This window comes from Streptomyces sp. Da 82-17 (genome assembly GCF_046098215.1).
GTDB lineage: Bacteria > Actinomycetota > Actinomycetes > Streptomycetales > Streptomycetaceae > Streptomyces.
On record NZ_JBJURH010000016.1, the window covers coordinates 87,987 to 101,723 of the forward strand.

Below are 13,737 nucleotides of genomic sequence, written 5' to 3' on the forward strand. Positions count from 1 at the left end.
GCCCATGCCTGACGAGCACACCTACGACCCGCGCTTCGCGCTGACCGCGGTCGACGACCCGCCCCTGACCGAGACCGGCGTCATGCTGATGGGCCTCGACGCCGAACGGCTGCTCGCCGGCCTCGGCCTGGCCACGTTCGCCGACGACCCGGGACAGGTCGCCCTGACCGTCGACCGGGCCCGGCACGGCCTCCCGGTCCAGCTCGGTTTCGACGTCCTCGTCGAGGCCGGGGCGCGACGGTGGCGGGAGGCCAGGCCCGCGCTCGAAGCCGCGGGGCGCGGCGCGGCGGCGCCCGCCTCGCTCCGCAAGACCTGGCAGCGGACCCTGCTGATGCTCGACCGCTGCGCCCTCGGCGACATCGGCCCCGCCGGCGCGGCCCACCTGGCCGCCTGCTGGCTCCGGCAAGAAGAAGTGGACCAGTGCGCCGCCGAACGCGCGGCGCCCCAGGGGGAGGAACACCATGGCGTACCTGAAGTCCCTGTCACCTGACGCGGCCCTGCTGCAGGTCTTCCAGGCCTACCCGGCCACCGCGCACCCGCTCCTCGAACTCCACGAGCGGGTGCTGCGCGAGGACTCGCCGTTCACCGTCGCGGAGCGCGAGCTGATGGCCGCGTACGTCTCCGGGCTCAACGACTGCGCGTACTGCCACGGCGTGCACACCAGGACCGCCGAGGCCTTCGGCGTGCCCGCCGGGCTGCTCACCGCGCTCCTGCACGACCTCGACACCGCGCCCGTCGACGCCCGCCTGCGGCCCGTGCTCCGCTATCTGCGCACCCTCACCCGCACCCCCGCCCGGCTCACCGAGGCCGACGCCGAAGAGGTGTACGCCGCCGGGTGGGACGAACGCGCCCTGCACGACGCGGTGTTGGTGGGCGCGCTGTTCAACTTCATGAACCGCATGGTCGAAGGGCTCGGCGTCTCCGCCGACGCGAGCTACCTGCGGACCTCCGGCGACCGCCTCCACGAGCGCGGCTACGCCGGTCTCGCCGCGCTCCTCGGGGACTGACCGGCGATGGCGACACCCTTACCCGGAACGGCGGCCGCGGAGGTCCTGCGCCGCAACGCGGTCACGCTCGTCGGAGCGGCGCTCGCCGTCGTCGCGTCCCTGATCGGCTTCTTCCGCGCCTTCGCCATGGACGGCCACGCGATGCCGGCGCCGCTGCCGGGGTCCGGTCACGGCGGGGCCCACGACACGATGCTCCGCGGCATGCCCCTCGCGGACATGCCAGAGATGTTCGTCGCGGGCGCCGGCATCCTCATCGCCTTCACCGGCGCCCTGCTCAGCGGCCGCACGGGCGGGGTCGCACGGCGCACCACCACGCCCGTGGCCGCCGGGTCGCGGAGACGCGCCCTCGTCGCGGTCGTCGCGACGGCCGCCCTCACCATCGACATCAGCAAGACGTCCACGCTCGGCTTCGTCATCCCCGGCATGCGCGCCGAGTACGGCATCACCCCGTCCGCGGCGTCCCTGCTCGCCGTCGGCGGACTCAGCGGCACCGCCACCGGGGCGCTGCTCTTCAGCCGCCTCGCCGACCGCATCGGCCGCCGCTCCTCGTACCTGATCGCCACCCTCGGCTTCACCGTGACCAGCATGTGCGGCTGCATGGCGACGTTCACCGGCAACGTCGTCATGTGCTTCCTCATGGGCGTCGCCGTCGGCGGACTCGCCCCCATGCTCATCACGATGCTCGCCGACCTGTTCCCCGGCGGCTCGCGCGGGCCGATGGTCGCGGGCCTGTCGATGGTCGCCACGGCCGTCGGCTACCTCATCGCGTCCGGCTCGGCCCTCTGGCTCGAACCCACCTACGGCTGGCGGGTGTTGTGGCTCATCGGCACCCCCACGGGCCTAGGCCTCGCCCTCGTCACCCTGCTCGTACCGGAACGCGCCCCGCGCACGGCGACCACGACCGAGGCGGCGCCGGCAGCGCCGAGCCCGGCCACCGTGCAGCACCCCGCGGCCGAGCAGCACCGCGTCGCCGCAGCCCGCGGCTCGTTCACCACCCCGCTGCAGTGGCTGTACGCGGCGACCGTCGGCCTGCTCACCTTCGGCCTGACCACCTGGGTGCCCACCCTCGCGCGGGCCGGCGGGCTCAGCCTCACCACCGCCAACACCCTCCTCACGACCGTGGCCGTCGTCATGGTGCCCTGCGCCGCCCTGCTCGCCCTCGCCTACCGGCGCACCGGGCCGATCGCCCTGGCCGTACGTCTCGCCCTGTGCACGGCCGCGATCCTGCTCGTCCTCACCGCCTCCGGACTGGCCGACGGCGTGGCCTGGCTGTCGGCGGCGGTGCTCGCGCTCTCCCTGTTCGCCGTCAACACCATGGCCGCGGTGTTCCTGCCGATCGCCGCCGACCTCGCCGACACTCGCGGCCGCGGCCGGGCCACCGGAACGGTCTCCTTCTTCAACCGGCTCGGCGGCCTCACCGGCCCGCTGGTCCTCGCCCTGCTCGTGTCCACGGTCACCGGAGTGCTGCTCGCCGTCGCCGTCCTCGCCCTGCTGTGCGGGGCGATCGCCTGGTACACGGGCCACCGCCACCGCCGGCACACCCGCCCGGTCGCCCACGCGCCCGCCGCCGACACCGCCCCGCGCCGCGACCTAAACTCCGCGCCATGAACGCCACCAACGCCACGAACTCCACCGACGCCGTCGACCCCGCAGTCAGCGCCGACCTCGCCCCCACGGGCGTCCTGCGCGTCGCCGTCAACCTCGGCAACCCGGTGCTCGCGCAGGGCACGCCGGACGCGCCGGGCGGGGTGACCGTCGACATCGCGCGGGAGGTCGGCGCCCGGCTCGGCGTGCCGGTGTCGTTCGCCTGCTTCGACGCGGCCCGCAAGTCGTACGAGGAGATGGCGGCGGGCCGGGCCGACCTGTGCTTCCTCGCCGTCGAACCGGCCCGCGAGGCGGATGTGGCGTTCACGGCGCCGTACGTGCTGATCGAGGGGGTGTACGCGGTGCGCGCGGACGCGCCGTACACGACTGTCGACGCCGTCGACCGGCCCGGCGTCCGCATCGGCGTCAAGCGAGGTTCGGCGTACGACCTGTACCTGACGCGCACGCTGCGGCACGCGACCGTCGTACGGGGCGACGAAGGCGTCGACGTGTTCGTCGCGGACGGCCTGGAGGCGGGCGCGGGCATCCGGCAGCCGATGACGGAGTACGTGGCGGCGCACCCCGGACTCCGCCTGATCGAGGGCCGGTTCATGCAGATCCGGCAGGCGGTCGGCACGACCCGGGACCGCAGGCCCGAGACGGTGGCGTTCCTCCGGGACCTCGTGGAGGAACTCAAGGCGTCGGGCTTCGTACGGGCGGCTCTGGAGCGGTCGGGACGGCCGGGGGACCTGGTGGCGCCCCCGGCGTGACCCGACCAGCTGTCGGGTGCGGCCACGACCGACCAGCCGTCCGATGCGGCTACGACCGGTCGTACGGCTGCGATGCGAGCCAAGTCCGCCAGACGCGGCGGGAGTTCGGCAGCTCGGGGCGGTCGAGCAGCCGCAGCACGTACCCGGCGTGGAGCCGGGCCCAGGGGTTGTCCGAGTCGGCCGCCTCGTGCAGCCGGCGCCGCAGCTCGTCGCCGTCGACCGCCCGCGCGACGCGCACGTACTCCCGGTCCTTGCAGCGGTGGGCCCGCCGGACCACGACGTCGACAAGGCGGACCAACTGCGCCCTGACCGCCCCGTCGTGCCCCGGGACGGCGACGCTGCGGATCAGCGCCTGCTTCGTCCCCCAGGCCTTGGCGTGCGCGGTCCACTCCTGCGGGTGCCGCGCCTCCCACTCCAGGAACAGCAGCGCGTACGGCAGGCCGGGCCAGGCCCTGATGTCCCGCCCGGGCTCGCCGTCCCAGAGCCCGTCCGGGAGGGAACGGCTGCGGACCTCGTAGTACTCCTCCAGCGCCTGCCGGAAGGCGGGCTCCCGGTACTGCTCCTCCGTGCCCAACGGCTGCGTCAGACGCCACAGTTCGTTCGACCGGGCGAGGGCCTCGCGGGTGTTCCGGGCGGCCCGGACCAGGTGCGCGAGCGCCGCCTCCCGTACGGCCGGGTCGTCCGCCACGAGGCCGAAGGACCAGCCCAGCCGGGCGCGCCAGGCGGCGCGGGCCGCGTCGTCGGCCTGCCCCGCTGGCGGTCTCGCATCGTTCGTCATGCCGCTCATCGTCTCCCGGGCTGTGCGGCCCCCTGCTCCTCGGGGTGGGCGGCCCCGGCCGCCGCCGCGTCGTCGGCCGCCGTGGCTCCGACAGCCGCGTCGCCGATCGCCGCGTGCAGCCGGTCCGCCGCCGCCCGTCCGAACTCGGGGTCGTTGAGGTGCGTGTCCATCTCGACCACCTCCACCGCGCTGCCCCGCACCCCCTCCCGCAGTGCCGCGAACAGCGTCTCGTCCAGGGCCGGGTCGTGGTACGGGCCGCCCGGGGCGCCGAGGGTGGAGAGGCCCCGGCGCGGGAGGTACAGGGTCGTCGGGCCCGTGGCCGTACGGAGTTTCGCGGCGACCCGGCGGCCCAGGTCGGCGGCTTCCTCCGCGGTGGTGCGGACGACCGTGATGGACGGGTTGTGCACCAGCACGTGCCGGTCGAGGAACGCCTCCGGCACCGTGTCCCGCGGACCGAACTTGATCATGTCGAGGGCGCCCGGCGCGACCACCTGCGGCAGGCCCGCCCGCCCCGCCGCGCTCAGCCGGTCGGGGCCCGCCGTGAGGATGCCGCCGAGCGCGTCGTCGGCGATCTCGCACAGCGTCAGGTCGAGGACCCCGGCGAACAGGCCCCGCCCGGCCAGCTCCTCCAGGGACCGGCCGCCCGTGCCGGACGCGTGGAACACAAGGACCTCGTAGCCGAGTTCGGTGAGCCGCGCGCGGGCCGCGTCGACGCCCGGCGTGGTCACGCCCGCCATGGACGCGGCGACCAGCGGCCGCTCGCCCTCCGCGAACTCCACGGACCGCTCCGCGCGCACGGCCGTCGCGTACCCCTGCGCCATCCCCGCGGCCGCGTCGGCGGCGTTGGCGAGCACCGGCCGGGAGACGCGGTTGACGCCCGCGATGTCGACGATGCTGTACATCATGGCGATGTCGGTGCTGCCGACGTACGGGGACACGTCCCCGGCCGCCATCGACGACACCATCAACTTCGGTACGCCGAGGGGCAGTTCGCGCATCGCCCGGGTCGCGATCGACGTACCGCCGCTGCCGCCCACCGCGAGCACCGCGTGCAGCCGGCCGGCGGCGTGCAGCTCGGTGACGACGCGGGCCGCGCCGCGGGCCATCACGGTCACGGCCGCGCCCCGGTCGCCGTCCGCCGCCAGCCGTGCGACGTCGCTGCCGGCCGCGCGCGCGACCTCGTCCCGCGCCACGTCGGGCCGCACCCGCGGGGGGCCGACGATGCCCGTGTCGACGAGCAGCGTCCCGACGCCCCGCGCCCGCAGCCGGTCCCTGACCCAGCCGTACTCCTCGCCTTTGGTGTCCAACGTCCCGACCAGCACAACCATGGGTATCGGCATGAAGATCAGTGTTGGCGGTGGAGGACGGACAGGGCAAGACCGCGAACCCACACTCTCCCGCCGGCCCGCCGATCCCCCCGGACGGGGCTAGCCGCGCCGCCCCGCGCCGTGCATCCTGACGCCAGGGCGCAGACCGGACTGCGCAGACCGAACTCTCCTGGAGCGGACCCTTGGCGAGCGAATCCCTCTCGTACGCGCACGGCCTCGGCGACACCCCGCTGATCGGCGACACCATCGGACAGAACCTCGCCCGGGCGGTGGCCCGGTTCCCGGACCGGGAAGCCCTCGTCGACGTGCCGTCCGGCCGCCGCTGGACGTACGCGGAGTTCGGCGCCGCCGTCGAAGAGGTCGCCCTCGGGCTGCTCGGGCGGGGCGTGGCCAAGGGGGACCGGGTCGGGATCTGGGCGGTCAACTGCCCGGAGTGGGTGCTGGTCCAGTACGCCACCGCCCGCATCGGCGCGATCATGGTCAACATCAACCCGGCCTATCGCGCCCACGAGTTGGAGTACGTGCTGAACCAGGCCGGCATCGGCGTCCTCGTCTGCTCGCTCGGCCACAAGACCAGCGACTACCGCGCCCTCGTCGAGCAGGTCCGCCCGCACTGCCCCGGGCTGCGCAGCGCGTACTACATCGGCGACGAGGCCAGCTGGGCCGAGCTCCTCGCCGCCCCCGCCACGCGCGAGCAACTCGCCGCCCGCGAGGCCGAGTTGAGCTGCGACGACGCGGTCAACATCCAGTACACCTCGGGCACCACCGGCTTCCCGAAGGGCGCGACCCTCTCGCACCACAACATCCTCAACAACGGCCACACCGTGGGGCAGTTGATCGGATACGGCGAGCAGGACCGGATCTGTCTGCCCGTGCCCTTCTACCACTGCTTCGGCATGGTCATGGGCAACCTCGCGGCGACCGCGCACGGCGCGTGCATCGTCATCCCCGGCCCGTCCTTCGAGCCGGCGGCGACGCTGCGGGCGGTCGAGCAGGAGCGGTGCACCTCGCTGTACGGCGTGCCGACGATGTTCATCGCCGAGCTGGGCCTGCCCGACTTCGCGTCGTACGACCTGTCGTCGCTGCGCACCGGCATCATGGCGGGCTCGCCGTGCCCGGTGGAGGTCATGAAGCGGGTGGTCGCCGAGATGCACATGGAGCAGGTGTCGATCTGCTACGGCATGACGGAGACGTCCCCGGTGTCGCTGCAGACCCGCATGTCGGACGACCTGGAGCGGCGCACCGGCACGGTCGGCCGCGTCCACCCGCACCTGGAGGTCAAGGTCGTCGACCCGGTCACCGGCGTCACGGTGCCGCGCGGCGAGCCAGGAGAGCTGTGCACCCGCGGGTACAGCGTGATGCTCGGCTACTGGGACGAACCGGAGAAGACCGCCGAGGCGATCGACGCGGGCCGCTGGATGCACACCGGGGACCAGGCGGTGATGCGCGAGGACGGGTACGTGCAGATCGTCGGCCGCATCAAGGACATGATCATCCGCGGCGGCGAGAACATCTACCCGCGCGAGATCGAGGAGTTCCTGTACGGGCACCCGCTGATCGCCGACGTCCAGGTGGTGGGCGTGCCGCACGCGAAGTACGGCGAGGAGGTCCTGGCCTGCGTCATCCTCCGCGACGCGTCCACGACGCTGACCCTCGACGACCTCCGCGCCTTCTGCCACGACCGCCTCGCCCACTACAAGATCCCGACCCGCCTCCAGATCGTGGACTCCTTCCCGATGACGGTCTCGGGCAAGGTCCGCAAGATCGAACTCCGGGAGCGGTTCGGGTAGTTGGGGGCTGTCGCCCCCCGGCCCGGTTGGGGCTGCCGCCACGTGCATGGCTGAGGCGTTTCCCCCGATCCCGCTGAGATTGCCGCCCCGCCCCGCTCGTCTGATCCCCGGGGTGGCGGCCGCCCCGGCCCCTGCCCCATGGGTCGGTGCCGGCGTCCCGGGGTTCGGCTCGGGTGGTGGGGCCTCGTGCCTGTCCTTCCCGGGCCCCCGGCCCCTCGGTGCGGTTCGGGACGCCGTGTCGGGGCCCGGCTACGGCTCGATGGTGCGGCGCATGCAGGTGCGGGGCCAGCGGTCGAGGCCCAGGGTTTGCTCTCGGGCGCGGATGGCGCGTAGGCCGGGGGAGAGGGCCGGGTCCGGAATGGGGTGGAAGCCGAGGCGGGTGTAGTACGGGGCGTTCCACGGGATGTTCGTGAACGTCGTCAGCGTCAGGGTCTTCAGGCCGCGTCGGCGGGCGTGCGACTCCGCGTGGGCGAGCAGGCGGCGGCCCACACCTCGGCGTGCCGCCGACGGGTGCACGGTGACCTGCTCGATGTGCAGCGCGTCCTCGACGACCTCCGCGACCAGGTACGCCACGGGCGCGTCGGGCGCGTCCTCGGGGACCGCGACCCAGGCGAGGCCGGCCTGACGGAACTGCTCCAACTCCTCGACCGTGGGCGGCTCGTCGTCCGCGATCGCGGCCATTCCGTACGCCCGGAACGGCTCGCCCGCGGCCCGTTCGACGGACTGCAGCAGCGGCAGGTCGGCGGGGGCGGCGGGCCGGATGCGTACGTGGGTGTGCTGGTCCATGGGGACAGTCTGGGGCAGCCCGCGGGGGCCGTCCGTTCAGTCGCCGATGCCCGCCGTCACCAGTTCGTCCGCCGGGCTGTTCACCGGCTGCGGGGTCCCCGTGAGGTCGAGGACGAACAGTGGCACCGCCAGCGTGTCCGCGCGGAACCGGGCCTCCTCCGCGTACCCGGCGAGGGAGAAGTGCACGGGCACCGCGGACTCGGCGAGCGCGGACAGCCACAGGGTCTCCACGTCCCGCGCCGTGGTCCGCCGCGTCGACGGCTCGACCCGCGCGACGAGCCCCGGCGCGTGCAGTCCGACCGCCGCGCCGCCCTGCGGGTCGACGTGCCGCACGTCCCGGTAGCCGAGCCACTTCAGGTACAGCCCGGCGGCGGTCACCGCGTCCCGCGCCGTACGGATCGTCACCGGGTGGAACGCGGGCCGCGGCGCGGGCACGGTCGGCGGCAGCGGGATGTGCAGGGGCGGGGCGGCGTTCGTCGACGGGCCGGAGGCGACGGAGCGGACGATGATCCGCAGGATCGTCCCGCAGGGGCAGCCGAGCTCCGGGTGCGGCCACTGGTCCTGTCGCCCGCAGGCCTGGCAGCGGACGGTCACCCAGTCGTCCGACCAGGTGCGATGCGTGATCGGCACGGGCGGGGCGCCCGGCACCAGGGGCGGGCGCACGGGCGCTCCGCAGGCGCAGGGGAAGACCTGCGCCGCGTACACGTGCTCGCGCCGGCAGGCCGGGCATCGCACCGGCACGCTCTCAGCCATCCGCGTCGCCCCTCGCCATGGTCGCCCCCTTCGTTCCGACGCCCGTGCGACGTCCGTCCGACGCCCCGTGCCCCATGCCGCGCCCCCATCGTCCACCAACGACGCACTTCTGGGGAGGGAGTTGGCCAGGTTGGCGGGAGTAAGCGCCGATTGCGGGTCGTACGGGGGCAGCACGGTGCGCTGTCGTGCGCCCCCCCGAGGCCCGGCCCGAAGCCCGGCCGAGGCCCGGCCGAGGCCCGGCCCGAGACCCGCCTCGTGGACCGGCTCTTGACGACCCCGACGACCTGCTTCTACATTGCTTCCGTATAGCAGAACATAACTTCCGCATGGTGAAAACCACTGGAAACGGCCAGGTGGTGGCGGTGGAAGTGCCCGACAGGTCGACGCAGGAGTACTCGATGCCTCGAATGACAGCCGCCGCTGCGGCAGTGGAGATCCTCAAGCGCGAAGGCGTTACGAACGCGTTCGGTGTGCCGGGCGCCGCGATCAACCCGTTCTACAAGGCCCTCAAGGAAGTCGGCGGCGTCGACCACACGCTGGCCCGCCACGTCGAGGGCGCCACGCACATGGCCGAGGGCTACACCCGCACCAACCCCGGCAACATCGGTGTCGCCATCGGCACCTCCGGCCCCGCCGGCACCGACATGATCACGGGTCTCTACTCCGCGATCGGCGACTCGATCCCGATCCTGTGCATCACCGGCCAGGCCCCGAGCCACCTCCTCGCCAAGGAGGACTTCCAGGCCGTCGACATCGCGTCGATCGCCAAGCCCGTCGCCAAGATGGCCGTCACGGTCCTGGAGGCCGCGCAGGTCCCCGGCGTCTTCCAGCAGGCCTTCCACCTGATGCGCTCCGGCCGCCCCGGCCCGGTCCTCATCGACCTGCCCATCGACGTCCAGCTCGCCGAGATCGACTTCGACCCGGAGACGTACGAGCCGCTGCCGGTCTACAAGCCCGCCGCGACCCGCGCCCAGATCGAGAAGGCGATCCAGTTCCTGCTCGCCGCCGAGCGACCGCTGATCATCGCGGGCGGCGGCATCATCAACGCCGACGCGTCCGACCTGCTCGTCGAGTTCGCCGAGATCACCAACACCCCGGTCGTGCCGACCCTGATGGGCTGGGGCACCATCCCCGACGACCATGACCTGAACGCGGGCATGGTCGGCCAGCAGACCGGCCACCGCTACGGCAACGCCACGTTCCTGGAGTCGGACTTCGTCCTCGGCATCGGCAACCGCTGGGCCAACCGCCACACCGGCTACAAGCTTGACGTGTACCGCGAGGGCCGCAAGTTCGTCCACGTCGACATCGAGCCCACCCAGATCGGCAAGATCTTCCCGCCCGACTACGGCATCACCTCCGACGCCAAGTCGGCCCTGGAGCTGTTCGTCGAGGTCGCGCGCGAGCTCAAGGAGGCCGGCAAGCTGCCGGACCGCTCCGAGTGGGTCGCCTCGCACCTGGAGCGCAAGGCCACGCTGCAGCGCCGTACGCACTTCGACAACATCCCGATGAAGCCGCAGCGCGTCTACGAGGAGATGAACAAGGCCTTCGGCCCGGAGACGCGGTACGTCACCACCATCGGCCTCTCCCAGATCGCCGGCGCGCAGATGCTGCACGTCTACAAGCCGCGCCACTGGATCAACTGCGGCCAGGCCGGCCCGCTCGGCTGGACCATCCCGGCCGCGCTCGGCGTCGCCAAGGCCGACCCGGAGACGCCGGTCGTCGCGCTCTCCGGCGACTACGACTTCCAGTTCATGATCGAGGAGCTGGCGGTCGGCGCGCAGCACCGCATCCCGTACGTCCACGTCCTGGTCAACAACGCCTACCTCGGCCTCATCCGGCAGGCCCAGATCGGCCTGGACATCAACTTCCAGGTCAACCTGGAGTTCGAGAACCAGAACAGCCCCGAGCTGGGCGTGTACGGCGTCGACCACGTCAAGGTCGCCGAGGGCCTCGGCTGCAAGGCGATCCGCGTGACCGACCCGAACGAGCTGGGCGACGCCCTGGAGCAGGCCAAGAAGCTCGCCGCCGAGCACCGCGTCCCGGTCGTCGTCGAGGCGATCCTGGAGCGCATCACCAACATCGCGATGAGCAAGACGGCGGACATCAGCGACGTCACGGAGTTCGAGGAGGTCGCGACGGAGCCGTGGCACGCGCCGACGGCCATCAAGACCCTCAAGAGCTGAGCTCGTAGCTCGCCGCCAGGGGCGGTCCACCCGGAGGGGGGTGGACCGCCCCTTCGGCGTGCGCGGGCTGTGATGCGGCGGGGGTCAGAACGGGACGGGCGCCTGCGGCTCCAGCACGCCCGGAACCTGCTGAGCGAACTCCTCGTGGTCGGCCACGTGCAACGTCACCCAGGAGCCGTCGGCGTCGGCGAGCTCGAACGCACCTGGTGGCTGGGGGCGTAGTACACGCGCAGCCCCTGCGGGGTGAGCGCCAGGAAGCTCCACACGTACCACCAGCGGGACACCGGCTGCACGGCGGCGAGAAGCTGCCCCGCGCTGCTCTGCCAGCCGCCGAAGAACGCCTTGCCCTTCTGCTGGAACTCCGCCCGGCGAGCCGGATCGGCGCCGAAGTCCGCGGGGCCGGTGGGGTTCCCCTTCTCGCTCCAGAAGATCTGCACGCCGGCCGGGCTCCATCCGGTCGTCGTTCGTCTGCGGCGCCGTCGTGGCCGCTCGCGCAGTTCCCCGCGCCCCTGTCGGGGCACGTTCCCCCGGCCCGCCCCTACAACCCCGCTGCGAGCACACGAGGGCGATGCCCCCACCCCGCCGTGGGCAGGCGAGGGGCATGTCCCCACCTGGCTGTGGGCAGGCGTTCCGCAGGGCGATGGGGGTCCCCCCTGCTCGAGCGGAGCCGAGAGCTTGGGGGAGGGTGGGCACAGCCCCACCACGGCGGGGCAGACGAACAAGGCCCCGAAAGCCCCTTCGGCGTTTGAGGAGCGGGGACCCCGGGGGTACAGCCCCCCCGAAGGGGGCGCGGGCCCGCAGGGCGTGCGGGGGTTCGTGCCTTCACCCCGCGGACGCGGAAGAGCGCCGAGTTCGCGGGACCGTACCGCGAACTCGGCGCTCTGGCTGTGAAGTTGTTGCCGTCCGGCGGCGCAAGGCCGGCGTGAAGGGAACGTTCGCGCCGCCGGACGGAGTCCGTGTGCTGGGACCGCGGCGGGTGTGACGGCGCCCGGTCTCCCTCCCCTCAGGTCGAGGAGGGCCCGTGGCACCTTCACCACCGCACTGGCTCACACGCCGCCGCGGCCCTTAGCTGTCCGCCGGAGCGGACGCCCTGCCCTGGACCACCCCTCATCCGGGTCCCTGGCTAGGGCATGCCCGTACGATGCCTGACCTCCCGTCAAACACCGTACGGAGACTGGGAGTTGCTCCCGGCCGCTCAGTCCTCGCGCAGGGCGCGGACGGCCTCCTCGACGCGCTTGCCGTAGTCGGCGTCGGCGGCGTGGAAGTGGGCCAGGTTCTTCTCGATGACGTCGTCGCGGGTGACCTGGGACAGGCCGCCGGCGATGTTGGCGACGAGGCGCTTCTTCTCGTCCTCGGACATCAGCCGGTACAGCTCACCGGCCTGGAAGAAGTCGTCGTCCTTGGTGTGGGCCGGGGCCTCGTGCGTGCCCGTGTGGCCGTTGACGGCGAGCGGCGCCGACAGCGGCTGGCCGGTCTCGACCGGGCCGTCGTACGAGTTGGGCTCGTAGTTCTTCGCGCCGCGGCCCTGGGAGTTGGAGGCCATGAAGCCGTCCCGGCCGTAGTTGTTGGCCTCGGTGGCGCGCGGGGCGTTCACGGCGAGCTGGGTGTGGTTGACGCCCAGGCGGTAGCGGTGCGCGTCCGCGTAGGCGAACAGGCGGCCCTGCAGCATCTTGTCCGGGGACGGGCCGATGCCGGGCACGAAGTTGTTCGGGGAGAACGCGGCCTGCTCGACCTCGGCGAACACGTTGTCCGGGTTGCGGTCGAGGACCAGGCGGCCGACGCGCTGCAGCGGGTAGTCCTTGTGCGGCCACACCTTGGTGAGGTCGAACGGGTTGAAGCGGTAGTCCGCGGCCTCGGCGGCCGGCATGACCTGCACGTACAGCGTCCAGGACGGGTTCACGCCGCGCTCGATGGCCTGCAGCAGGTCCGTCTGGTGCGAGTTGGGGTCCTTGCCGGCGAGCTCGGCGCCCTGCTCGGCGGAGAGGCAGCGGATGCCCTGGTTCGTCTTGAAGTGGTACTTGACGAAGAAGGCCTCGCCCTGGGCGTTGGTCCACTGGTAGGTGTGGGAGCCGTAGCCGTTCATGTGGCGGTACGAGGCGGGGATGCCGCGGTCGCCCATCAGCCAGGTGATCTGGTGCGTGGCCTCGGGGGCGTGCGCCCAGAAGTCCCAGACGTTGTCCGGCTCCTGCTTGCCCGTGAACGGGTCACGCTTCTGGGAGTGGATGAAGTCGGGGAACTTGATGGGGTCCTTGATGAAGAAGACGGGCGTGTTGTTGCCTACGAGGTCGTAGTTGCCCTCCTCCGTGTAGAACTTCACCGCGAAGCCGCGCGGGTCACGGACGGCGTCGGCGCCGCCGAGGTTGTCGGCCACGGTGGAGAAGCGGAGGAACAGCTCGGTCTTCTTGCCGACCTCGGAGAGGAACTTGGCCGAGGTGAAGCCGGTGACGTCGTCGGTCACCTCGAAGTAGCCGTAGGCGCCCGAGCCACGGGCGTGCACCACGCGCTCCGGGATGCGCTCGCGGTTGAAGCGGGCGAGCTTCTCGAGCAGGTGCTGGTCCTGCAGGAGGATGGGGCCGCCGACGCCGGCGGTGGCGGAGTTCTGGTTGTCGGCGACCGGGGCGCCGGACTCGGTGGTAAGCACGCGCTGCGGCATGTTGTCGGGTGACCTTCCGTGCGGGAGCTGCTGGGCGGAGAGATCCGCTGTACGGAGTGACTTCGCTGAGCGGAGTGACTCCGCCGAGCGGAGAGATTCCGC

General features: G+C 72.7%; 12 protein-coding genes. 6 read left to right on the top strand and 6 right to left on the bottom strand.

The genetic code is table 11. From position 1 onward, the window contains the following. Positions 1–4 precede the first annotated feature (4 nt). From ACIDOF_RS25255 to ACIDOF_RS25270, 4 genes are read left to right on the top strand one after another with little or no spacing between them, the layout of a single operon-like run. Positions 5–490, top strand: coding sequence for a DUF6187 family protein (locus ACIDOF_RS25255; protein ID WP_409008372.1), 486 nt, complete (start codon positions 5–7; stop codon positions 488–490). Continuing rightward, entirely contained in the window at positions 462–1,007 is a 546-nt protein-coding gene (locus ACIDOF_RS25260; protein ID WP_409008373.1) for a carboxymuconolactone decarboxylase family protein, read from the top strand. The genes ACIDOF_RS25255 and ACIDOF_RS25260 overlap by 29 nt, the downstream gene beginning before the upstream one ends. Positions 1,008–1,013: 6 nt before the next feature. Next, entirely contained in the window at positions 1,014–2,615 is a 1,602-nt protein-coding gene (locus ACIDOF_RS25265) for an MFS transporter (protein WP_409008374.1), read from the top strand. Continuing rightward, complete coding sequence (locus tag ACIDOF_RS25270; RefSeq protein WP_409008375.1) at positions 2,612–3,361, top strand: transporter substrate-binding domain-containing protein; 750 nt, start codon at positions 2,612–2,614, stop codon at positions 3,359–3,361. The genes ACIDOF_RS25265 and ACIDOF_RS25270 overlap by 4 nt, the downstream gene beginning before the upstream one ends. A gap of 49 nt (positions 3,362–3,410) precedes the next feature. Here the strand turns inward: ACIDOF_RS25270 and ACIDOF_RS25275 are convergent, their stop codons facing one another. Next, positions 3,411–4,139: a hypothetical protein gene (locus ACIDOF_RS25275; protein WP_409008376.1), complete on the bottom strand. Its 729-nt coding sequence runs from the start codon at positions 4,137–4,139 to the stop codon at positions 3,411–3,413. Between the two features lie 5 nt (positions 4,140–4,144). Beyond that, positions 4,145–5,473, bottom strand: a complete 1,329-nt coding sequence (locus ACIDOF_RS25280) for a Tm-1-like ATP-binding domain-containing protein (RefSeq protein ID WP_409008474.1) — start codon at positions 5,471–5,473, stop codon at positions 4,145–4,147. Positions 5,474–5,649: 176 nt separating this feature from the next. Between ACIDOF_RS25280 and ACIDOF_RS25285 the strand changes: the two genes are divergently transcribed. Next, positions 5,650–7,257 (top strand): AMP-binding protein, encoded by a 1,608-nt coding sequence (locus ACIDOF_RS25285; protein ID WP_409008377.1) that lies wholly within the window; start codon positions 5,650–5,652, stop codon positions 7,255–7,257. A 249-nt stretch (positions 7,258–7,506) separates the two neighbouring features. Here the strand turns inward: ACIDOF_RS25285 and ACIDOF_RS25290 are convergent, their stop codons facing one another. Both ACIDOF_RS25290 and ACIDOF_RS25295 read right to left on the bottom strand, forming a co-directional pair. Further along, on the bottom strand, positions 7,507–8,043 hold the full coding sequence (locus tag ACIDOF_RS25290; RefSeq protein ID WP_409008378.1) for a GNAT family N-acetyltransferase: 537 nt from the start codon (positions 8,041–8,043) through the stop codon (positions 7,507–7,509). A 36-nt stretch (positions 8,044–8,079) separates the two neighbouring features. Next, positions 8,080–8,796 (bottom strand): hypothetical protein, encoded by a 717-nt coding sequence (locus ACIDOF_RS25295; protein ID WP_409008379.1) that lies wholly within the window; start codon positions 8,794–8,796, stop codon positions 8,080–8,082. A 407-nt stretch (positions 8,797–9,203) separates the two neighbouring features. Between ACIDOF_RS25295 and gcl the strand changes: the two genes are divergently transcribed. Further along, positions 9,204–10,982 carry a glyoxylate carboligase gene (gene gcl / locus ACIDOF_RS25300; RefSeq protein WP_409008475.1) on the top strand — a complete coding sequence of 593 codons (1,779 nt, stop codon included), beginning with the start codon at positions 9,204–9,206 and terminating at the stop codon, positions 10,980–10,982. 164 nt (positions 10,983–11,146) lie between these two features. Here gcl and ACIDOF_RS25305 read toward each other — a convergent pair whose 3' ends face one another. Both ACIDOF_RS25305 and ACIDOF_RS25310 read right to left on the bottom strand, forming a co-directional pair. After that, positions 11,147–11,419 (bottom strand): hypothetical protein, encoded by a 273-nt coding sequence (locus ACIDOF_RS25305; RefSeq protein WP_409008380.1) that lies wholly within the window; start codon positions 11,417–11,419, stop codon positions 11,147–11,149. A 758-nt stretch (positions 11,420–12,177) separates the two neighbouring features. Continuing rightward, positions 12,178–13,635, bottom strand: a complete 1,458-nt coding sequence (locus ACIDOF_RS25310) for a catalase (RefSeq protein ID WP_409008381.1) — start codon at positions 13,633–13,635, stop codon at positions 12,178–12,180. Positions 13,636–13,737: the final 102 nt, after the last annotated feature.

What these genes read in the sequence shown, in the direction of transcription:
- ACIDOF_RS25255 (WP_409008372.1), top strand. Translation starts at nt 5, where the DNA reads ATGCCTGACGAGCACACCTACGACCCGCGCTTCGCGCTGACCGCGGTC.
- ACIDOF_RS25265 (WP_409008374.1), top strand. Translation starts at nt 1,014, where the DNA reads ATGGCGACACCCTTACCCGGAACGGCGGCCGCGGAGGTCCTGCGCCGC.
- ACIDOF_RS25260 (WP_409008373.1), top strand. Translation starts at nt 462, where the DNA reads ATGGCGTACCTGAAGTCCCTGTCACCTGACGCGGCCCTGCTGCAGGTC.
- ACIDOF_RS25290 (WP_409008378.1), bottom strand. Translation starts at nt 8,043, where the DNA reads ATGGACCAGCACACCCACGTACGCATCCGGCCCGCCGCCCCCGCCGAC.
- ACIDOF_RS25275 (WP_409008376.1), bottom strand. Translation starts at nt 4,139, where the DNA reads ATGACGAACGATGCGAGACCGCCAGCGGGGCAGGCCGACGACGCGGCC.
- gcl (WP_409008475.1), top strand. Translation starts at nt 9,204, where the DNA reads ATGACAGCCGCCGCTGCGGCAGTGGAGATCCTCAAGCGCGAAGGCGTT.
- ACIDOF_RS25310 (WP_409008381.1), bottom strand. Translation starts at nt 13,635, where the DNA reads ATGCCGCAGCGCGTGCTTACCACCGAGTCCGGCGCCCCGGTCGCCGAC.
- ACIDOF_RS25270 (WP_409008375.1), top strand. Translation starts at nt 2,612, where the DNA reads ATGAACGCCACCAACGCCACGAACTCCACCGACGCCGTCGACCCCGCA.
- ACIDOF_RS25295 (WP_409008379.1), bottom strand. Translation starts at nt 8,796, where the DNA reads ATGGCTGAGAGCGTGCCGGTGCGATGCCCGGCCTGCCGGCGCGAGCAC.